20 protein-coding genes and 1 tRNA gene are annotated in these 20,064 nt (G+C 68.0%); 11 read left to right on the forward strand and 10 right to left on the reverse strand.

Translation table 11 applies throughout. From position 1 onward, the window contains the following. Window positions 1-37 precede the first annotated feature (37 nt). Window positions 38-1,390 (reverse strand): putative ATP-dependent zinc protease, encoded by a 1,353-nt coding sequence (locus BLU18_RS08640; protein ID WP_176791215.1) that lies wholly within the window; start codon window positions 1,388-1,390, stop codon window positions 38-40. A gap of 96 nt (window positions 1,391-1,486) precedes the next feature. Between BLU18_RS08640 and gpmI the strand changes: the two genes are divergently transcribed. Beyond that, window positions 1,487-3,043 (forward strand): 2,3-bisphosphoglycerate-independent phosphoglycerate mutase, encoded by a 1,557-nt coding sequence (gene gpmI / locus BLU18_RS08645; RefSeq protein WP_092634043.1) that lies wholly within the window; start codon window positions 1,487-1,489, stop codon window positions 3,041-3,043. Between the two features lie 2 nt (window positions 3,044-3,045). Here the strand turns inward: gpmI and BLU18_RS08650 are convergent, their stop codons facing one another. Further along, window positions 3,046-3,675, reverse strand: coding sequence for a VTT domain-containing protein (locus BLU18_RS08650; protein WP_092634045.1), 630 nt, complete (start codon window positions 3,673-3,675; stop codon window positions 3,046-3,048). Between the two features lie 86 nt (window positions 3,676-3,761). On the opposite strand from BLU18_RS08650, the gene BLU18_RS08655 reads away from it, so the two are divergent. Beyond that, window positions 3,762-4,118, forward strand: a complete 357-nt coding sequence (locus BLU18_RS08655; protein WP_092634047.1) for a DUF5830 family protein — start codon at window positions 3,762-3,764, stop codon at window positions 4,116-4,118. Here BLU18_RS08655 and BLU18_RS08660 read toward each other — a convergent pair. Then, on the reverse strand, window positions 4,115-5,065 hold the full coding sequence (locus tag BLU18_RS08660) for a DUF7115 domain-containing protein (protein ID WP_092634049.1): 951 nt from the start codon (window positions 5,063-5,065) through the stop codon (window positions 4,115-4,117). The two genes, BLU18_RS08655 and BLU18_RS08660, sit on opposite strands and share 4 nt — an antisense overlap. An 89-nt stretch (window positions 5,066-5,154) precedes the next feature. Between BLU18_RS08660 and BLU18_RS08665 the strand changes: the two genes are divergently transcribed. Together BLU18_RS08665 and BLU18_RS08670 are read left to right on the forward strand one after the other, a co-directional pair. Then, window positions 5,155-5,313 (forward strand) — tRNA-Met (locus BLU18_RS08665). 89 nt (window positions 5,314-5,402) lie between these two features. Continuing rightward, window positions 5,403-6,548 (forward strand): cobalamin-independent methionine synthase II family protein, encoded by a 1,146-nt coding sequence (locus BLU18_RS08670; protein ID WP_092634051.1) that lies wholly within the window; start codon window positions 5,403-5,405, stop codon window positions 6,546-6,548. A gap of 12 nt (window positions 6,549-6,560) precedes the next feature. Here BLU18_RS08670 and BLU18_RS08675 read toward each other — a convergent pair whose 3' ends face one another. Continuing rightward, on the reverse strand, window positions 6,561-7,436 hold the full coding sequence (locus BLU18_RS08675) for a DUF4352 domain-containing protein (RefSeq protein ID WP_092634053.1): 876 nt from the start codon (window positions 7,434-7,436) through the stop codon (window positions 6,561-6,563). Window positions 7,437-7,536: 100 nt separating this feature from the next. Here BLU18_RS08675 and BLU18_RS08680 point away from each other — a divergent pair, with 100 nt between their 5' ends. Both BLU18_RS08680 and BLU18_RS08685 read left to right on the forward strand, forming a co-directional pair. Continuing rightward, entirely contained in the window at window positions 7,537-8,994 is a 1,458-nt protein-coding gene (locus BLU18_RS08680) for a replication factor C large subunit (protein WP_092634055.1), read from the forward strand. 31 nt (window positions 8,995-9,025) lie between these two features. Continuing rightward, window positions 9,026-10,087: a zinc-dependent alcohol dehydrogenase family protein gene (locus BLU18_RS08685; RefSeq protein WP_092634057.1), complete on the forward strand. Its 1,062-nt coding sequence runs from the start codon at window positions 9,026-9,028 to the stop codon at window positions 10,085-10,087. On the opposite strand, the gene BLU18_RS08690 is transcribed toward BLU18_RS08685, so the two are convergent. Then, window positions 10,074-10,925 carry a COX15/CtaA family protein gene (locus BLU18_RS08690; protein WP_092634059.1) on the reverse strand — a complete coding sequence of 284 codons (852 nt, stop codon included), beginning with the start codon at window positions 10,923-10,925 and terminating at the stop codon, window positions 10,074-10,076. The two genes, BLU18_RS08685 and BLU18_RS08690, sit on opposite strands and share 14 nt — an antisense overlap. A gap of 181 nt (window positions 10,926-11,106) precedes the next feature. On the opposite strand from BLU18_RS08690, the gene BLU18_RS08695 reads away from it, so the two are divergent. Then, window positions 11,107-13,365, forward strand: a complete 2,259-nt coding sequence (locus BLU18_RS08695; protein ID WP_092634061.1) for an NADP-dependent malic enzyme — start codon at window positions 11,107-11,109, stop codon at window positions 13,363-13,365. On the opposite strand, the gene BLU18_RS08700 is transcribed toward BLU18_RS08695, so the two are convergent. Continuing rightward, window positions 13,362-14,015 carry a ribonuclease H family protein gene (locus BLU18_RS08700; RefSeq protein ID WP_092634063.1) on the reverse strand — a complete coding sequence of 218 codons (654 nt, stop codon included), beginning with the start codon at window positions 14,013-14,015 and terminating at the stop codon, window positions 13,362-13,364. The genes BLU18_RS08695 and BLU18_RS08700 overlap by 4 nt on opposite strands. A gap of 82 nt (window positions 14,016-14,097) precedes the next feature. Between BLU18_RS08700 and BLU18_RS08705 the strand changes: the two genes are divergently transcribed. Beyond that, a complete protein-coding gene (locus BLU18_RS08705) occupies window positions 14,098-14,646 on the forward strand; it encodes a CBS domain-containing protein (RefSeq protein WP_092634065.1) in 549 nt (182 codons plus the stop codon). A gap of 25 nt (window positions 14,647-14,671) precedes the next feature. Then, window positions 14,672-15,601, forward strand: coding sequence for a DMT family transporter (locus tag BLU18_RS08710; protein WP_092634067.1), 930 nt, complete (start codon window positions 14,672-14,674; stop codon window positions 15,599-15,601). Between the two features lie 4 nt (window positions 15,602-15,605). Here BLU18_RS08710 and cmk read toward each other — a convergent pair whose 3' ends face one another. Then, window positions 15,606-16,292 carry a (d)CMP kinase gene (gene cmk / locus BLU18_RS08715; protein ID WP_092634069.1) on the reverse strand — a complete coding sequence of 229 codons (687 nt, stop codon included), beginning with the start codon at window positions 16,290-16,292 and terminating at the stop codon, window positions 15,606-15,608. A gap of 266 nt (window positions 16,293-16,558) precedes the next feature. Between cmk and BLU18_RS08720 the strand changes: the two genes are divergently transcribed. Together BLU18_RS08720 and BLU18_RS08725 are read left to right on the forward strand one after the other, a co-directional pair. Further along, entirely contained in the window at window positions 16,559-16,819 is a 261-nt protein-coding gene (locus BLU18_RS08720; RefSeq protein ID WP_092634559.1) for a DUF8028 family protein, read from the forward strand. A 62-nt stretch (window positions 16,820-16,881) separates the two neighbouring features. Further along, window positions 16,882-17,067 (forward strand): DUF8178 family membrane protein, encoded by a 186-nt coding sequence (locus BLU18_RS08725; RefSeq protein WP_092634071.1) that lies wholly within the window; start codon window positions 16,882-16,884, stop codon window positions 17,065-17,067. A 10-nt stretch (window positions 17,068-17,077) separates the two neighbouring features. On the opposite strand, the gene BLU18_RS08730 is transcribed toward BLU18_RS08725, so the two are convergent. From BLU18_RS08730 to BLU18_RS08740, 3 genes are read right to left on the reverse strand one after another with little or no spacing between them, the layout of a single operon-like run. Beyond that, a complete protein-coding gene (locus BLU18_RS08730; RefSeq protein WP_092634073.1) occupies window positions 17,078-18,490 on the reverse strand; it encodes a DASH family cryptochrome in 1,413 nt (470 codons plus the stop codon). A gap of 38 nt (window positions 18,491-18,528) precedes the next feature. Next, window positions 18,529-19,146, reverse strand: a complete 618-nt coding sequence (locus BLU18_RS08735) for a metal-dependent hydrolase (protein WP_092634075.1) — start codon at window positions 19,144-19,146, stop codon at window positions 18,529-18,531. Between the two features lie 16 nt (window positions 19,147-19,162). Then, window positions 19,163-19,972, reverse strand: a complete 810-nt coding sequence (locus tag BLU18_RS08740) for a 2-keto-4-pentenoate hydratase (protein WP_218124082.1) — start codon at window positions 19,970-19,972, stop codon at window positions 19,163-19,165. Window positions 19,973-20,064 lie beyond the last annotated feature (92 nt).

Raw genomic sequence — 20,064 nt, forward strand, 5'->3', positions numbered from 1 at the left:
CAGCCTTCCGTCAGGAGACGGAAAAGCCTCGGGGCCGTTACTCCTCGAGTATCTCGCCCGCGTCTCGCTCGTCGTCGTCCGCCCGTCGCCGCACGTCGACGCGGTAGTGCTCGAGCACGTCCCGCCCGAGGAGGAGCGGGTAGTCCATGTGACTCCGGTCCTCGACGCTCGCGGTGACGGTGTGTTGCATCCCGCCGATGCCGATGACGAGGTCGACCACAGGCCGGGCCTTCCCGGACTTGACGCTCCCCGATTTCACGCGCGTCATGCTCTTGATGGGGCCGGCGCCGATGTCGGCGGCGAGGCCGGTGTCGATGCTCGTCCGCGTCGCCCCCGTGTCGGATTTCGCTTTCACCTGTGTCGACCCGCTGGTGCCGCTGACGACGACTTCCTCGATGTAGCCGATGATGGGGAGGTCCTCCTGTTGGGGCGGGGTAGTGCGGGGTTTGCAGGCGGGCGTCGAGTCGTCGAGCGTCGCCGCGAGGTTCTCGACGCGTTCCTCGTCGACCGACCCGCCGGCGCGTTCGATGGCGAGTTTCGCCACGTAGGGGGCGGGGCTGGTCCCCGTCGCCTCGTACAGCCCCTTGAACCCCGCCGTCGGGTTGATTTCGAGGACGAACCAGCCGTCGTCGCCCTCGATGAGGTCGACGCCAGCGTAGTCCAGTCCCATCACTTCGGTCGTGTAGAGCGCCGTCTCCGCTGCCGCTTCGGGGAGGTCCGAGGCCGCGTCGGCCACGGCGCCGCCGAGGGCGACGTTGGTGCGCCACTCCCCCTCCGGCGCGTAGCGATACATCGCGCCCACGATGTCGCCGTCGACGACGTACACCCGGAGGTCGCGGTGTTCGTTCTCGTCGCGTTCGACGAGGTCCTGCAGGAACGCCTGTCGGTTGCCGACTCGCGGGTTGACCGGTTCGGTGAGGTCGACCTTCCACGTCCCGCCGCCGTGAGTGCCGATGGCCGTCTTGTAGACTCCCACGTCGCCGAAGCGTTCGCGGCCGCTGTTGAGGCGGTCGTTCGACAGGGCGAGGAAGGCGTCGGGGACGCGGACGTTCCAGTCCGCGAGCGTCGCCGCCGTCGCGAACTTGTGAATCGCGGTCAGCACCGCGTCGGGTTCGTTCAGCATGGGGCGGATGCGGTTGAACGTCGTTGCCAACCCCAGCAGCTCCGCCGGTTCGTTCGTCGTCGACAGCAGGAGGCGGTTGGCCACCACGTCCACGTCCGGGTCGACCGTCACCTCGCTGTCCTCGATGCTGACGGTCGTGTTCTCGCGGCGCAGCCACACCGGGTCGTGGCCGAGGTCCTCGACCGCGTTCAGAATGGCCTTCGTCTCCTTGCTGTTGTGGAGGGACAACACCCCGACGCTGACCGAGCCCTGTTCGTCGGCTGTCATGCTTCTCCGTCGAACGCCGCCGGTGAAAGGCGTGCCGGTGGTTTCGGGTCGCGCGGATGCAACAGCTAGTTAACGGCCCGTGGCGTCGCTTCGAGCATGGACGCCGCGTTGGTCATCCTCGATGGCTGGGGGCTCGACGGCTCGGAGCGAAACGCCGTCTCGACCGCCGACACACCGACGTTCGACCGGCTCTTCGACACCGGAGCCGCGGGCGTACTCGACGTCTCCGGCCGCCGGGTCGGTCTCCCCGACGGACAGATGGGCAACAGCGAAGTGGGCCACCTCAACATCGGCGCCGGGCGCGTCGTTACCCAACCCCTCGCGCGCATCGACGACGCCATCGACCGCGGCGGCACCGACGCCGACACTGCAGATGACGCCGTCGACGACGGCTCCTTCTTCGAGAACGACGCCCTCTGTGGCGCCGTCGACCACGTCGCCGAGACGGGCGGCCGCCTCCACGTCATGGGCCTCGTCAGCACCGGCGGCGTTCACTCCCACCAGCGCCACCTCCACGCACTCATCGAACTCGCCGCCCGCAACGACGTGGCGGCGGTCACGCACGCCTTCACCGACGGCCGCGACACGGCGCCGACCGACGGCGTCGACTTCCTCGACGAACTCACTGCCGTCGCCGACGAACACGGCACCGGCGACGTGGCCACCGTCACTGGCCGGTACTACGCGATGGACCGCGACAGCAACTGGGACCGGACGAAACGCGCCTACGACGCCATCGTGAACCGCGAGGCCGACCACGTCGAATCGACGGCCGTCGACGCAATCGAGGCCGCCTACGACCGCGACGAAACCGACGAGTTCGTCGAACCGACGCTCATCGAGGGCGGGGCGGAGATACGGGACGGCGACGCCATCGTCTTCGCCAACTTCCGCGCCGACCGAGCCAGACAGCTCGTCCGCCTCCTCGCCGGCGTCGACCCCGAGTGGTCGTTCTCGCTCGACCAACCCGACACGCATCTCGTGACGATGACCGCCTACGACGAGCGGTTCGACTTCCCCGTTGCCTTCCCGCCGGTCGAACTGACCGACACGCTCGGCGAGGTGCTCTCGAAGGCGGGCAAGACGCAACTCCGCATCGCCGAGTCCGAGAAATACGCCCACGTCACCTACTTCCTCAACGGCGGGCGCGAGGTGGAGTTCGAGGGCGAACACCGCCACATCGTCGAGAGCCCGGACGTGCCGACCTACGACCACAAGCCGGAGATGAGCGCCGCCGCCGTCACCGACGCGGCCATCGAACACATCGAGGCCGAGAATCCGGACGTGCTGGTGTTGAACTACGCCAATCCCGACATGGTGGGCCACACGGGCGACTTCGACGCCGCCATCGAAGCCGTCGAAGCCGTCGACGCCACCCTCGCGCGACTGGTCGACGCCGTCCACGATGCCGACGGTCACGCCCTCGTCACCGCCGACCACGGCAACGCCGAGTCGATGGGTGAGTCCGACGACCCCCACACCGCGCACACGCGAAACGAAGTCCCGTTCATCTACGCCGCCCCGGGCGCCGACCCCTCCGGCGGGCGTCGCGTCCGCGACGGTGGCTCGCTGTGTGACGTGGCGCCGACTCTCCTCGAACTCGTCGGCGTTGAGAAACCGGCGGCGATGACCGGCGAGTCGCTACTGGAGTGAGGTCACGCCCGTTCGTACGTTCGGTAGACCGGCCCCGCCAGCGCTAGGAGTGCGAGGAGCGACGCCCCGACGACGACACGCGGGTCGAGGACGGCGCTCAGCGACACCGCGTCGAGGGTGGCGAAGGAGTCGCCGGCGACGACGCCCGCCGCGACCCACGGCACCTCGCCGAGCGCCGTCCCGAGTGCGAACGCGCGCACCGGGACGCCCGCGACGCCCGCGCCGGCCGACACCACGTCCGACGGCAGGGGGAGGAGCCGACTCCCGGCGACGCCCCGAAGCGCGCCCGCTTCCGCGACGAGTCGCTCCCCCGCGGCGGCGACGCTCCCCGTGCCGGCGCCGCGGGCGGCCACCCAGTACGGCGGGAGACTCGTCACGACGACGAGCGCCAGCGCGACCGGAAAGCCGCGGAGGCCGAACCCGTAGCCCGCGACGACGGCGATGAGCGTCGTCGGCCACGCGAACAGGGGGCGGACCAGCGCGACCAACGTGAGCGCGACCAGCAGTCGAAGCGGGTCCGCCACCACCCACGCCAGTCGGGCGAGCACCACCGCCGGCGAGACGAGGACGCCGAGGACGACAACTGCGGCGACCAGCGCGACGCCCGCGAGGAGGCGACTGCGACGGTGCATAGTCGGGTCTCGACGCCCGCCTCCAAACGGATTGCGCTTCGACGGCGAGACGGGACGTTGATGGGCGCTCGCACCGACCCTCCGCTGTGACCGAGGACCGAGTCGAACTCGCGCTCGACTTGCTCGCCACTCTCGACGACGAGTCGCTCCCGCTGTCGGCCGTCGTCGACCGTATCGAGACGGTGACGACCGACCCGACGCTCGTTCGGACGGTCCTCGACGAGGCGGAGGTGCGCGGCATCATCGAACGCGACGACGGCCACGTCCGGATGCAGCGAGACGGCTTCGTCCGCTTCGAGCGCGACGTGGTGACCCGAGAGGGCGACTACGACTGCCGGCGCTGCGGGGCGTCGATATCGACCGGCCACTTCGTCAGGCTCGATACCGGCGAACTCGGGCCGTTCGGCTCCTCCTGTGTGCGAAAAGTGCTGGGTCGGGACTAGCGTCCCTGCCGGAGTTCCTCGATCAGCTGCTGGATGGTCTCTTCCTGCCGGTCGAGGCGTTCGTTCTGCGCTTCGATTACCGACCGGAGTTCCGCGAGTTCCTGCGCCACGTCGTCGTCGACGCTCGCCGACTCGAAGTCCGAGTCGCCGAACTCGCCGTCACTGGCTGCGGACGCCTCTCGGCGCTCGCTCGTCTCCGCTTGGTCGCGCTCCTCCTCGATGTCGCCGTCGACGCCGCTCGTATCCAGCGGGTCGGGGCCGTCACCGAACGAGACGCGGTCGCTCGGCTCGGCGGAGTCGTCGTCGTCGGCCGCCGCCGTCCGGCGGAGTGCGTCCACGTCTTCGACGCCGTGGTACTCACACACCGCGTCGACGAGCGTCTCGCGTAGCGCCCGCGCTTGCTCGTTGGGTGCTTTGAACCGCTCCTGCCCGCCGTCGACGGTGATGACCACCGAGGTGGCGACGCTCCCCTCCTCGAAATCGAGGTCGGTCACGCCGTCGAAGTGGTACGCCTCGTAGTCTTCGTCCCAGACGGCGGCGCCGATGTGGCGGACGACGCGAGCGCTCGTGACGACGATGGTCAACTCACTGAACCGGAAGGTCTGTTTGACCGTCTCGCCCGAGTCGGTGATGCCGCGGGCGTTCAGGATGCCGGCGAGGACCGGGTGGAGCACTTGGTCGAGTCGCGACGTGGGCACCGAGAACGACTCCTCGCCGTCGAGTCCGTAATCGAGCGTGATTTCGGCCTTTCGGCGCCCCTCGGAGACACCGACGCGTTCGGCGTCGTGTGGGTACTCCGCGACCGTCTCGTCGGAGAGCAACCCCTCCGCCCGGTAGACGAGCGTCCGCGTCGGGGTCACGAGCAGCAGGTCGTCGCCACCCAACCCCACCCGCGCCGCCACCGACTCGTCGTCGAGGGCAGACTGGACGATTTCCGGCAGACTCATGCGCGGACTGTCCCCGCCGCGCGTGATAAATCCGGGGGGTGGATTGATATGAGAAGTTTCAAGGGCGGCATCGGCATACGGACTACTGCGCCCGGGTGGCTTAGCTGGACATAGCGCCGCACTCATAGGGTATTCGAGCTTCGGTGCGGATACACCTCGGCCTTGGAAGCCTCCGCCTCCCTCGAGGCCCGCCGAGCCTCGTAACCTGGGACATGCGGAGATCGTGGGTTCGGAGCCCACCCCGGGCATTTCTCCTCACTCTCACCCTCGACAGCGACACCCCGACGCGTAATCGTGGCTCATATTGTGGTCCGCGACGAGATTGAAGACGACTCTCATGACGAGCGACGACCGCATCCAGACGACACACATCGGAAGCCTTCCCCGCCCGCCGAAACTGCTCGACCTCCTCGAAAAGCGCCAGAACGGCGAGGACGTCGACGAGGAAACGTGGACCGACACCGTCGCCGACGCCACTCGCGACGTGGTCGAGCGCCAGACTGAGGTCGGACTCGACTCCATCAACAACGGCGAACAGTCGCGCGTCTCGTTCAACTGGTACGTCGCGGACCGACTCAGCGGCATCGAGGGCGAGGAGGAACAGGAGCTCTGGGCGGACCTCCAGGAGTTCCCCGGCTACGCCGAGCGCACGTTCAAGACCGACGTCATCGACCTCTCGATGCATCCGGTCGTCACTGGCCCCATCGAGTACACGGGTCGTGAACAGGCCGAGGACGAACTCGCGACGTTCCAAGACGCGCTGTCGGCGGTCGAGGACACGGAGACGTTCATGACCGCGGCGTCGCCGAGCGTCGTCACGGCCACGCACGTCAACGACTACTACGACTCCTACGAGGAGTACCTCTTCGCCACTGCGGACGCGATGGCCGAGGAGTACGAACTCATCGCCGACGCGGGCATGACCCTCCAAATCGACGCGCCGGAACTCCTCACCGTCGGTCACACGGCGGCCTACGCGGACGCGCCCCTCTCGGAAATCAAGGAGGCCACCCGGCTCCACATCGAAGCGCTCAATGACGCGCTGTCGGGCATCCCGGCCGAACAGGTCCGCCTGCACACCTGTTGGGGGAGTTACGAGGGTCCCCATCACTTCGACACGGACCTGGCCGAGATGCTGCCCGAAATCTACGAGGCAGACATCTCGGGACTCAGCATCGAGCAAGCGAACCCGCGCCACCAGCACGAGTACCGCGCGTTCGCCGAACATCCGCTCCCCGACGGCTGGACGCTCATGCCCGGCGTCGTGGACGTGAAGACGAACATCATCGACCACCCCGAGACCATCGCCGACCGCATCGAGCGAGTCGTCGACGCCGTCGACGATTCGACGCCGGTCGTCGCCGCGCCGGACTGTGGGTTCGGTACGCAGGCCGGTCTCGGCATGGTCGACCCGGAAATCGCGTGGGCGAAGCTCGAGGCTCTCGCAGACGGTGCGGAAATCGCGACCGAGCGCGTCTACTGACTGCGCTCGCCGCTATCTCGTCCAGATAGATTTCACGTCGCCCTTCGAGAGCGATTGCGACCAGACGACTTCGATGTCGTCGACCGTCGTCCCCTCGGGGACGGCGTACACCAATTCGCCGCGAATGACCGTCCGCCCTTCGAGCTCGCCGCTCTCGTAGGGGTTGTCGGACACCTCTTGGTGCTGCGGTTGCGATTCGCCGTCGATAGTGAGTTCGAACGAGTCGGCGGGCGGGGTGGTGAGTGGCTCCTGTAACCGGTTTCGCACGTCGGCGCTGATGACCGCCCACGTCTTTCCGTCCGGTGCCGACGTGGGTGTCGTAGTGGGTGTTGCAGTGGCGGTGGTGGTCGATGTCGCCGTCGTGTTCCCGGAGTCGTCGCTCGTCGGGTACGACGATTCGAACGACCCGCCGAGGAGGTTGATGTACAGGCCGTTGGGGGCTGCGTAGTAGTTCCCGAAGTCGAGTTCGCGGGGCGTAATCTCGATGGACCACGTCTCGTCGAAGTCGGCAAGGCGGAAGTACAGGGTCGTCAGGTACTGCGCCGTGAATTCGGGGCTGTGCCATTCGGCCGTCTCGCCGGCCGGAACGTCCATTTCGATTTCGCCAGCGGTTCCCCACTCGCCGTCGCCGACTTTCGTCTCCAGTTCGGACGTGAACGTCCCGTCGCCAGTCCCGGTGTTCTGGATGGCGATGACGAACGTCGTCGCGACGTTGAGCGTCTGCGTGCTGGGGAAGCGAGTCCCCCGAATCTCGAAGTTCGGTTCGCCACTCTCCGTCGACGTCGCCGTCGAGGTGGGCGTCGCCGTCCCGTCGGTTGAACTATCACCAGTCGAACAGCCGGCGAGGGCGGCGATACCGGTCGAAGCGAGGAACGCGCGGCGTCGCATGCCCGAAACTCCGCGCGGCTGATATAAATGGCGTCCGGTTCGATATCGGTCGACGCGCCGCTCCGCAACCACTAAACGCGCGTCCCGCCTGCACCCGATAATGGTAGACTGGACGGAGAAGTACCGCCCGTCGACGCTGTCGGCCGTCCGCGGGAACGACAAGGCCCGCGACGCCCTGGCGGAGTGGGCGAAGACGTGGGACGACCACCGCGAGGCCGTCGTCGTCCACGGCAGCCCCGGCGTCGGCAAGACGTCGGCGGCCCACGCCCTCGCCGCCGACATGGGGTGGGAGACGGTCGAACTCAACGCCTCCGACCAGCGCACGTCCGACGTCATCGAGCGATTCGCCGGTCGCGCGTCGAAAAACGCCACGCTCGCCGGCTCGACCGGCGGCGACGACACCGGCGGCCGACAACTCATCGTCCTCGACGAGGCGGACAACATCCACGGCAACTACGACCGCGGCGGCGCGAGCGCGCTCACCCGCGTCGTGAAAGATGCCGACCAGCCCATCGTCCTCCTCGCCAACGACTACTACGACATGAGCCGCGGCCTGCGCAACGCCTGTCGGGAAATCGAGTTCCGCGACGTGTCCGCGCGCTCCATCGTCCCCGTCCTCCGGGACATCTGCCGTCGCGAGGACATCGAGTTCGAGGCCGACGCCCTCGACCGCATCGCCGAGGTGAACGACGGCGACCTCCGCTCGGCCGTCAACGACCTGCAGGCGGCCGCCGAGAGCGACCGGCGTCTCACCGTCGACGACGTGGCGACGGGTGACCGCGACCGCAGTCTCGACATCTTCCCCTTCCTCGACGCCGTGCTGAAAGAGGAGTCCGCCGAGGAGGCGATTCAGTCCGCGTATCGCGTCGACGAGACGCCCGACGACCTCACGAAGTGGCTCGCCGAGAACGTCACGAAGGTGTACGAGGGCGAGGAGCTCGCGCGGGCGTACGACCACTTGGCCGACGCCGACCGATGGCTGGGTCGCGTCCGTGCCACACAGGAGTACGGCTACTGGCGCTACGCGACCGACGCCCTCGCCGGCGGCGTGGCCGCCGCCCGCGACGGGCAGAAGGGCGGATGGACGCGGTTCAACCGCCCGCAGTTCTGGCCCTCCTCGGATTCGACCGCCGACGAAGTCGTCCGGAAAGTCGCCGATAGCGGCGGTTTCAGCATGGCGACGACCCGCCGCGAAGTGCTGCCCTTCCTCGCGGCCATGACCCACCACTGTAAGCCGCGCGACCTGACCGTGGCGATGGCTGCGTACTACGACCTCGACGAAGCGGCCGTCTCCTTCGTCACCGGGAGCGGCGAGACGACGAACAAGGTCGAATCCATCGTCGCCGACGCCCAAGAGCTCCGCGAGGAAGCGATGGAGGACCACTCGGACGCGTTCGGTGGCGAGTATACGACTGCCGACGCGGCGGCCGACGACGACTCGAATGGCGACGACTCGGTGCCCGAGACGGAGGCGAGCGACGACGATGCGGAGGCGACTGCGGACGACGCCGATGCGGACGCCGACGACGGCCAGTCCGGCCTCTCCGATTTCATGTGACCTTTTTGTCCTGCCTCGCCGTGGGGCGGGTATGCGTGCCGCAGTCCTCCGTGAACACGGCGAACCGCTCGAGATAACCGACGTGGAGCGCCCCGACCTCGCGCCCCACGGCGTCGTCGTCGCCGTCGAGGCCTGTGGCGTCTGTCGGAGCGACTGGCACGCGTGGCAGGGCCACGGCGAGTGGGTCGGCGACCGGGTGCGCGACGGCCAGATTCTCGGCCACGAACCCGCGGGTCGGATCGTCGCCGTCGGGGCGCGAGTCGAACGCGTCGCCGTCGGTGACCGCGTCGCCGTCCCGTTCAACCTCGGCGACGGCACCTGTCCCCAGTGCCTGCGCGGTCACGGGAACGTCTGCGAGGACGGCCTCGCCCTCGGCTTCCAGCAGGAGGCACAGGGCGCCTTCGCCGAACAGGTCCACGTCCCCCACGCCGACTACAACGCGATGCACCTCCCCGACGGCGTCTCGGCGCGGGACATGGCGGCGCTGGGCTGTCGGTTCATGACCGCGTTTCACGCGCTCACCGCGCGGGGCGACGTTGGTGCTGGCGACTGGGTCGCGGTCCACGGCTGTGGCGGCGTCGGCCTCTCGACGGTCCACATCGCCGACGCCCTCGGCGCGCGCGTCGTCGCCGTCGACATCCGCGACGCGGCGCTCGATATGGCGACCGACCTCGGCGCGGACGCGGTCCTGAACGCCGACGACACCGGTGAAGTCCCGGAACGCATCCGCGAGGTGACCGACGGCGGTGCCCACGTCTCCGTCGACGCTCTCGGCGTGGCCGAGACGTGTCGCAACTCCGTGCACTCGCTCCGGCGCCGCGGGACGCACGTCCAGGTCGGTCTGACGACTGACGAGGAACGCGGCGAGGTGTCGCTGCCGGTCGAACGCATGGCGATGTTAGAAGCCGATTTCCACGGGGCGCGCGGGATGCCGCCGACGCGGTACGACGAACTCCTTCGCCTGCTGGAGTCGGGCGCCATCGACCCCGGGCGTCTCGTCCGTCGCGAGGTGACGCTAGAGGACGTACCGACTCGACTGGCGGCGATGACCGACTACGAGACGACGGGCGTCGAAGTCGTCACCGAGTTCTGACCGACGCGGACCCGGACCGACCGGTGCGCGTCCGGCGGGCGAGCGCGAGGACGGCGACGACGCCGACACCCGCCAGCAGGAACGCGGCGGCGTTGAGAATTCTGACCGTCGGCGTGTAGTACACGAGGTCGCGGCCGAGCAACATCCCGACGAATAGGAGCGCCAGCGCGCCCGCGGTGACGGGGCGAAGCTGCGGCACCGCGGAAGTTGCGAGCCACCGAGTCGCGGCGATGAGGGCAGCGACGGCGACGAGCGACGCGCCGTAGAAGATTGCCTGCCCGCCGGGCCCGTACGGCGTCGGCTTGAACACGCGACTGGCGAGGATACTCACGATTAGCGCGCCGAGTGCGACGTGGAGCGCGCGCTCTATCTGTCCGAGCGACGGCGTGTCGGTCTCTCGGGCCGAGAGGGCGGTCCACACGAGCAGCGAGAAGATGGTGAGCGCGACGACGAGGTGGGCGCCCTGCGTCGGCGGCGAGTAGCCGTCGGGGAAGAGGCCGCTCAGGGTGACGGTCACGGCGCCGATGCTAATCTGGAGGGGGAGCAGGGCGACGGCGAGGGTCGCGGTGAGGCGTTCGCCGGCGTCGCGGCGCCACGCCCAGACGGCGGTGCCGAGGATGAACCACCCGGTAATCATGGCGACGAGGCGGTGGAACCACTCGATGAAGCTCGGAATCGTCTGGGGGAGCAGGCCGTTGTCACAGAGCGGCCACTGGGCCGAACAGGCCAGCCCGGACCCCGTCGCGGCGGTGTAGACGCCGAGCATGACGAGCGTGAGCGTCAGCCCCGTCGTGAACGCGGCGAAGCGAGGGAACGTGACCCGGTCGCGAAGGCGCATACGCGCGGTTCAGCACCCGGCGCACTTAGACCTGTCCGAACCCACCTGCCCGTGGGAACCGCCCCGAACGTTGATATACGACCTGTCGCACCGATACCCCGGCGAATCGGCCGACAACTGGCGGATATGGGGTATGACGTGCCACGGAAGGTTTTTTGGCTATCCCTCTGTGGTCGCGGTTATGGGACTTGACGACGACGCCAGGGAGTACCACCGACAGGACCCTCCCGGTAAAATCGAGATTTCGACGACGAAACCGACGAACACACAACGGGACCTGAGTCTCGCGTACTCCCCCGGCGTGGCTGCCCCCTGTGAGGACATCCACGAGGACACCAACCGAGCCTACGAGTACACGTCGAAGGGCAACCTCGTGGGCGTCATCTCCAACGGCTCGGCGGTGCTCGGCCTCGGCGACATCGGCGCGCAGGCGTCGAAACCCGTGATGGAGGGCAAGGGCGTCCTCTTCAAGCGCTTCGCCGACATCGACGTCTTCGACATCGAACTCGACTTCGACGACCCCTCGGACATCGTCACCGCGACGAAGGCGATGGAGCCCACCTTCGGCGGCATCAACCTCGAAGACATCAAGGCGCCCGACTGCTTCGAAATCGAGGAACGGCTTCGCGAGGAGATGGACATCCCCGTCTTCCACGACGACCAGCACGGCACCGCCATCATCACCGGTGCTGGCCTCGTCAACGCCGCCGACATTCTCGATAAAGACCTCAGCGACCTGACGGTCACCATCTCCGGCGCGGGCGCGAGCGCCATCGCCACCGCCGACTTCTACGTCTCGCTCGGCGTCAAGCGCGAGAACATCACGATGTGTGATTCCTCGGGCATCATCACGACCGACCGAGTCGAGGACGGCGACCTCAACAAGTACAAAGCCCAGTTCGCACAGGACCGCTCGGCCGGCGACCTCGCCGATGCGATGGCGGGCGCCGATGTCTTCGTTGGCCTGTCGGTCGGCGGCATCGTCAGCCCGGAGATGGTGCAGTCGATGGCCGATAACCCCATCATCTTCCCGATGGCAAACCCCGAGCCCGAAATCGGGTATCACGAGGCCAAAAGCGCGCGCGACGACACCGTCATCGTCGGCACCGGGCGCTCGGACTACCCGAATCAGGTGAACAACGTCCTCGGTTTCCCCTTCATCTTCCGGGGCGCACTCGACGTGCGCGCGACGGAAATCAACGAGGCGATGAAGGTGGCCGCCGCCCGCGCGCTCGCGGACTTGGCGCGCAAGGACGTCCCCGACGCGGTGGTGAAGGCCTACGGCGACCAGCCGCTTCAGTTCGGCCCGGAGTATATCCTCCCCAAACCCGTCGACCCGCGCGTGATGTTCGAAATCGCGCCCGCCGTCGCCGAGGCGGCGATGGAGAGTGGCGCCGCGCGCGAATCCATCGACCTTGACGTCTACCGCGAGGAGCTCGAAGCCCGCCTCGGGAAGTCCCGCGAGATGATGCGGGTCGTCCTCAACAAGGCCAAGACCGACCCCAAGCGCGTCGTCCTCGCGGAGGGCGACGACGAGAAGATGATTCGCGCCGCCTACCAGATTACGGACCAAGGCATCGCGACGCCGGTCCTCATCGGCGATCGCGACGCCATCTGGACGACGATGGACGACCTGGGTCTCGACTTCGACCCCGAAATCGTCGACCCCGTCGCCGACGAACTCGACGCCTACGCCGACCGCCTGTACGAACTCCGGAAGCGCAAGGGCGTCACGCGCCGCGAGGCGAGCGAACTCGTCCGCGACGGCAACTACCTCGGGAGCGTGATGGTCGAGATGGGTGACGCCGACGCGATGCTCACCGGCCTGATGCACCACTACCCCTCGGCGCTCCGTCCCCCACTCCAGGTCATCGGGACGGCCGACGACGCGGATTACGCGGCGGGCGTGTACATGCTCACCTTCCGCAATCAGGTGGTCTTCGTCGCCGACGCGACGGTGAACCAAGACCCCGGCGCCGCCGAACTCGCCGAAATCGGTCGGCACACGGGCAAGTTGGCTCGCCGGTTCAACGTCGACCCGCGCGCCGCGTTCCTGTCCTATTCGAACTTCGGGAGCGTGGACAACGAGGGAACCCGGAAGCCTCGGCAGGCAGCGCAGACCCTCCGCGAGGACCCCGCGGTTGACTTCCCCGTCGACGGCGAGATGCAGGCCGACACCGCCGTCGTCGAGGACATCCTCAACGGCACCTACGACTTCGCGGAACTCGACGACCCCGCGAACGTGCTCATCTTCCCGAACCTCGAAGCGGGCAACATCGGCTACAAGCTCCTCCAGCGACTCGGCGGCGCCGACGCCATCGGCCCGATGCTGGTCGGGATGGACAAGCCGGTCCACGTCCTCCAGCGCGGTGACGAAGTGAAAGACATCGTCAACCTCGCGGGCGTGGCCGTCGTCGACGCCCAAGAGCGCGACGACTAATCGCTGGCGCGGCGTTCGGCCCGCGACGGCGGCGGGATTTCCGCCCCGTCGTCGCTCGCCCGACTGCGACGCCGTCGGTCGGCCCGGTTAGTTTCGGGGATGACGCAGTGTTCTTCGCGGTGGTTGACGTGTGCGTACTGCTTCGGCGCGTTCGCCAGCGGATGCGCCGGATTCACGCGGCTATCGATGCGCGCGGCTCGAATCTCGTCGAAGGTGGCGATGCGGGCGCGGATGCCGCGCCAGTGGTACTCGCTCCGGGTTGGCACGTCGATGGGCCGCGTCGGTTGCCAGTCCGGGTGGTCCGCGGCGAGGACGGCGTGATTGACGTTCGCGGCGAGGTCGTCGTGGTCGACGAGGACCCCGACGCGCGACCCCGGCGGTGCCCGGGCGTCGAGGACGTCGAGGCCGAGGTGGAGCGCCCGATACTCCGCGACGTTGTTGTCGGGCGGGGTGTCCTCGAGTGCGACTCGGGCGACTCGCGTCCCGTCTCGGGCTTCGATGACGGCCCCCAGACCGCCACCGTCGGCCCGATAGGAGCCGTCAGTGGCGACGTAGAAGTGTCGGTGGTGGGTGCGCGGCGGATGCGCAATATGGGGCGTCGGCGAGTCGTCGAACAAGTTTCTGAGCGTCGACCGGCCGTGAACGGCCATACTCCCCCTTTGCGATGGCTTTACTTAAACGTACGGCGAGACGCACCCAAACACCTACCCCGTCGTCGGTCGTTCGCCCGATGTGACCCTGACAGCCCGCGATCTGATGGAGACGGACGTGGAGACGGTCGCCCCCGACGACGAAGTGAGCGAGGTGCTCGGCCGACTGGCCCGCGTCGACTTCAACGGCTTCCCCGTCGTCGACGACGACGGTCGCGTGGTCGGCATCGTCACCCAACACGACCTGGTCCACCTGTTCCAGACCGAGGACCGCGTGCTCTGGATTCCCATCGGCCTTCCGCCCTTCACCGAGACGCTCACCTACGCCGTCGACGTCTCGTGGGACGACCTTGACCTCGGCGTCGACCTGGCGAGACACGCCGGCCGCCCCATCAGCGACGTGATGACCGCGGACGTGGTGACCGTCGCTCCCGAGACTGACCTCGACACCATCCTCGACCTCTTGGCGGACGACGAGCGAGACATCAACCGGTTGCCCGTTATTGACAGCGAGGACCGACGGTCCTCGGGCAGTCGGTCGCAGACCGACGATGACGGAACCCTCGTCGGCATCGTCGCCCGACAGGACGTGCTTCGGGCCGTCCGCGACGAGCGAAAAGCGAAACGTTGAGTGGCGGGTCGGGCCGAACGCCACCGTGACCCGCTACCGAAATCTCGGCCTCTTTCTCGCCCTCGCAGCCATCTGGGGGTCGTCGTTCATGGCCATCAAGGCCGGCCTCGCGTCCTTTCCGCCTGTCCTCTTCGCGGCGATTCGTTACGACATCGCCGGCGTGGTAATGCTCGGCTACGCGGCGTGGGTCGTCGACGACCCAATTCCGCGCGGCCGGGGCGAGTGGAGTCTCGTCGCCGTCGGCGCGACGCTACTCATCGCCAGCTACCACGTCCTGTTGTTCGTCGGCGAATCCGACCCGGCGGTCACCAGCGCGGCCGCCGCCGTCATCGTCAGCCTCAGCCCCGTGCTGACGACTGGCTTCGCCCGTGCCTTTCTCCCCGACGAGCGCCTGACCGTCGCGGGCGTCGTCGGTCTCTGTCTCGGCCTCGTGGGCGTGGCCGTCCTCGCACGGCCCGACCCCGACGCCCTCCTCACCGGCGGCGTCGTGGCGAAACTCCTCGTGTTCGGCGCGGCGACGGCCTTCGCGCTCGGCTCCGTCCTGACCCGGCGCATCGATGCCGAGTTGCCAATCGAGACGATGGAGGCGTGGTCGATGGTCGGCGGCGCGCTCCTGATGCACGGCGTCTCGCTCGCGCTGGACGAATCGGTCGCCGACGTGACGCTTTCCGTCGGGGGACTGCTCGCACTCGCCTATCTCTCCCTCGCCGCGAGCGCGCTGGGCTTTCTCATCTACTTCGACCTGCTGGACCGACTCGGTGCGGTCGAAATCAACCTCGTCTCCTACGTCGCCCCGCTGTTCGCGGCGCTCACGGGGTGGCTAGTCCTCGAAGAACGGCTCTCGACGGCGACGGCACTGGGGTTCGCGCTGATATTCGCCGGCTTCCTCTTGGTCAAACGCGCCGCGATTCGGGAAGAGATACCCCGAATCCGGCGTGCGCTGGGCGTCGACTGAGCGGCTAAATCGACACGTCGCGGGTCGTGAACGCCCCCTCGTCGCTCTCGGGGTCGTACTCTTCGACTGCCGTCAGCACCATGTTGAGGACGGTGTCGGCGTCCCACCGCGCGGTGTTGATGGAGAGGTCGTAGAACGACTGGTCGTCGACGTCGATGCCGTAGTAACTCTGGTAGCGGCCGGCTTCGCTCACTTCGCGGACGCGCAACAGGGCGCCGAAGCCCTCGTCGCTGTCGACTTCATCGACGTCCACGTCCTGAGTTCGCTCGTCCGGGCGCTCGATTTCGTAGCTCACCTCGTAGTCGCTGAGGCGGTCGATGCGGACCTCCTCGGGCGCGTCGAGCCAGATGCGCAGGTCGGCGCGGTTGCCCGCGAGCCACCCCGCGAGGCGCGACTCGAGGATGAACGGCTTGTTCGCCGCGCCCCACTGCTCGGCGATGCGGCGGAGTCGCTGGTCGAGCGCACGGTCGATTTCGTCGTCCTCCTCGGCCTTGGCGATGAGTTGCTGGAGCGAGAGACCGCGTTCGTCGGCGAGGTCACGGAAGATGTCGCCGCCGATGACGTAGCCGCAGTTCAGCGCGTCCGCGAGTCCCTCGGTGAGTGTCGTCGCACCACAGCCCGGCGGTCCGGAGACGGTGATGAACAGGTTGCTGTCGACTTGCCGCTCCGTCGTGGCGCTCGAATTCGACATGAACGTTCGTCACCACCTACGCGTCACCGGCGTTAAGAGAACACCGGTTCGTCGTCGGGACTGGCGCTGTTTTCGACTGCCGATTCATTCTACCCTCAATTCTTGAATAAAAAAGTTAGAGACTCGGATAAAACGTTATACGTGATATGGGTCTGTCTTGGAGCGAGTTGTCTGCGTTGCGCGCGCGATGAAATGCCCCGAAACGACGGGAACGCTCGGCGGGGTATATGGGGTCGGCCCTGTATGGCGTAGATGAGGTGTCCCCGATGTCGAACTCGTCCCCCACCGTCCCCATCGACCGCTTGCCCCGCCCCGACGACCTCCTCGACTCGCGGTTCGTCCGCCTGAGTCGCGCCGTCGTCGTCGCACCGCTCCGGTTCCTCGCCTTCTGGACCGCCGTCGCTCTCCCCTTCCTCTACCTGCCCCTCCTCCTCGGCGGCCTCGACGGCCAACGGATTCCGGTGTTTCTGGGCCTCCTCACCCTGAACGCCGTCACCCTCGTCGTCGGCCACGAGTACGGCCAGTGACCGACGCCGCTCGCCGCCGGGAAAGCTAATCAATTATGTAACTGGGAATCGAGGGGTGTCGTATGCTCGGTCTCAAGCAGCGTGGCATGATCGGTATCGTGCTGATGATCGTGGGAACGGTCGCGTTCCTCCCGACTGTGGCCCCCAGCACGACGCGAACAATCGACGTGCTCGCCCTCGCCGCGGCGGCGCTACTCACTCTCGGTACGTATCTCGTCGGTACCGACATCGACGGCCGACCCGTCTGAACTGACGCTCTTACTCGTCCCGTAGCGTCTCGGGAGCCACGACTGGTTCGGGGTACGCGAACGCCGCCCGTTCGGATTCGGGGAGCGTCCACGGTTCGTGTGCCGCCTCCGGCGGTAGCCCGTCGAGTTCCGGGAGCCAGCGGGTCACGTATTCGGCGTCCGGGTCGTAGCGGTGGGCCTGCCACAGCACGTCAAACGAGCGGTCACGGGAGTCGTTGCCCACGCCCGCGACGTACGCCCAGTTGCCGTAGTTCGAGGCTGGGTCGTAATCTACCAACTCCGTCTCGAAGTGCGCTGCGCCCAGTCGCCAGTCGATTCGGAGGTCGTTCGCGAGGAAGGACGCCACGTTCTGTCGACCCCGATTCGACAGGTAGCCCGTCGCCGCGAGCTCTCGCATGTTGGCGTCGACGAACGGAACCCCCGTCTCGCCGCGCCGCCATCGCTCGAACGCCTCGCCGCCCTCCTGCCAGTCGATGTCGCGCCGGCGGATGCCCCCGGGCGTGAAGAACGTCCCGCCGTGCTTGGCGAACTGAAACTGGAAGAAGTCACGCCACCGGAGTTCGAACCGGAGCCAGTAGGTCGACTCGTTCTCGACGCGGCGCGTCTCGTACGCGTCGATTTCGGCACTCACTCGCCGCGGCGAGAGACAGCCCTCGTTCAGCCACGGCGAGAGCTTCGAGGAGTAGTCTCGGCCGAGTAACCCGTTTCGAGTCTCCTTGTACTCGCGGAGTGCGTCTGTCTCCCAGAGATAGTCGTCGAGTCGGTCGAGTGCCGCCGTCTCACCGCCCTCGAAGTCGAGGACGCCCCGGTCGTCGATAGGTGTCGCCTCGACGCCGAGCGATGCCGGCGTGGGTAGTTCGCCCGGGTCGACCGCCGGACGGGGCGGGAGCGTCGGCACCGCCGCCGGCGCTCGCACCGTCGACTCGGATTCGACCGCCTTCCGAAAGGGGGTGTAGGTGTCGTCGAGCTCCGACACCGCGCACGGCAGGTCGTCGGGGTGGTGCAGGGTGTGGCCCCAGTGGCGGACGAGCGACGCGTCGACAGCTGCCTCCACGCGTCGCTCGACGGCCTTCTCCTCGGGCGTCGGACGCGTGTGGACGTGAACCGCGTCGGCGTCGACCTCTCTGGCGAGGTCGGCGAGGGTTTCGGTGGGGTCGCCGACGCGAACGACGAGGTCACGTCCGCGGTCACGGAGGCGCGAGCGGAGGTCGGCGACCGCTTCGGTCCGAAACGCTGTCCGTCGCCCGCCCGTCTTCTCGTACTCGAAGGAGTCGCGCCCGCCGAACGCGCTGGTGCCGTAGCGTGCGGGGTCGAACACGTAGACTGGGAGCAGTCGGTCGGCCTCCGCGGCGGCGACGAGCGCCGGGTTGTCGTGGAGGCGGAGGTCACGGCGAAGCCACAGGACTGCGGTGTCGTCGGCCATCGAGGGCCGTAGTGACCGGAGCGACGTGAAAGCGAGGCTCAGCGCTCTTCCAGAAATCGCGCCCCGAGCGTGAACGCGCCGAGCGCGACCACCAGTAACTGAAACCCCGAGCGAACGACGGGGAAGATGCGCTCGACGTTTTCCGGTTCCGCCCCGCGCGTCGGGTCGACGCCCGTCCAGTAGTGGGTGTTCTCGGTCGTCTGCTCCGGCGCCGTCGAGAGGTCGACGAACGTCTGGACGACGCCGCGCTGATTCGACAGCAGGAGTTCGCCGTTGAACGTGAAAAACCGGTCGTAGAGCGGGTAGAAGGCGTTGACGCCGTTGGTCATCAGGTCGGGGAGGATACCGCCGAAAATCAGGGCCGCGAGGGCGACCCACGCGACTCGCGTCCCGCGTGCGCCCCACCGCGCTCGCAGACGCGAGACGCCTCGCAATCGCGTGTCGTGCGCGAGGGCGACGCCCGCGACGGCGGGCAGGACGAACGTGTGCAACAGCGCCCGGTGTGTGCCCTGCAGGTAGAGTCCGGCGAAGGTGTCGAGGTCGGGCAGGGCCGTCGCCGCGAGGACGACGGCGACGGCGCGGCGGTCGAACTCCTCGCCCAGAAGCGCCGCGGCGATGACGCCGCCGATGGCGAGGTGGACGACGGTAGACGGCACAGGTGTCGTTCGACCGTCAGTGGCTTGAATCGTTCGCCGGGGGGCGCGCGACGGTGACGCCCCCCAGCGACGCGAACCGCGCCGAAATCGTATCGCCCGGTTCGAAGGCGACGAGTTCGGTGAGCGACCCGGTCGACACGAGGTCGCCCGCCCCCAGTCGCCGCCCGTGGTCCGCGAGCGTCTCCGCCAGCCACGCCACCACCCGCGTGGGCGACCCCAACACGTCCGCGCCGACGCCCGTGGCCACGCGCTCGCCGTTTCGCCTGACTTCGACGCCTTCGAGCGCGAGGTCCAAATCCGTGGGGTCGGCGATTCGGTCGCCGTGGACGACTCGCGCCGCGAGGGCGTTGTCCGCGACGGCGCTTCCGGCGGTCATCTGCCAGTCGCGCACCCGCGAGTCGACGATTTCGATGACCGGCACGACCGCTCCGACCGCGTCGAGGGCGTCGATTGGCGTCACCGGCGGGTCGAGCGGTGCTTCGAGTCGGACGGCGAGTTCGGGTTCGACCTTCGGGTCGACGAGTCCCGACGCGTCGACCCGGCCCTCCGACTGGACGGTGTCGGCGAGGACGCGCCCGTAGGCGGGAGCGTCGACACCGAGTTCAGACTGGATGGCCCGCGAGGTGAAGCCGACCTTGTAGCCGACGGTCGGGCCCGCTTCGTCCTCGCGGCGGTCGAGGGCAGCCCGCTGGACCGCGTAGCCGTCCGCGACGGTGAGTTCGTTCGCCGAGAGGTCGGACGGGTCGAGCGGGTTGCCTCGGCGGTACGCTGCCGCGAGTCGCTCCCCGAGGCGGTCGGCCTGCGCGTCGTCGATGGTTCGGCTCACGCCCCCACTCTGAACGCGGGGGGCTAAAGCGATTCCCCGACCCCCCGAGTCGGTAGTCTTTTGCGCTCACCGCCCCCCTCATCCTGTATGCT

The sequence above is a fragment of the Haloplanus vescus genome, assembly GCF_900107665.1.
Lineage (GTDB): Archaea > Halobacteriota > Halobacteria > Halobacteriales > Haloferacaceae > Haloplanus > Haloplanus vescus.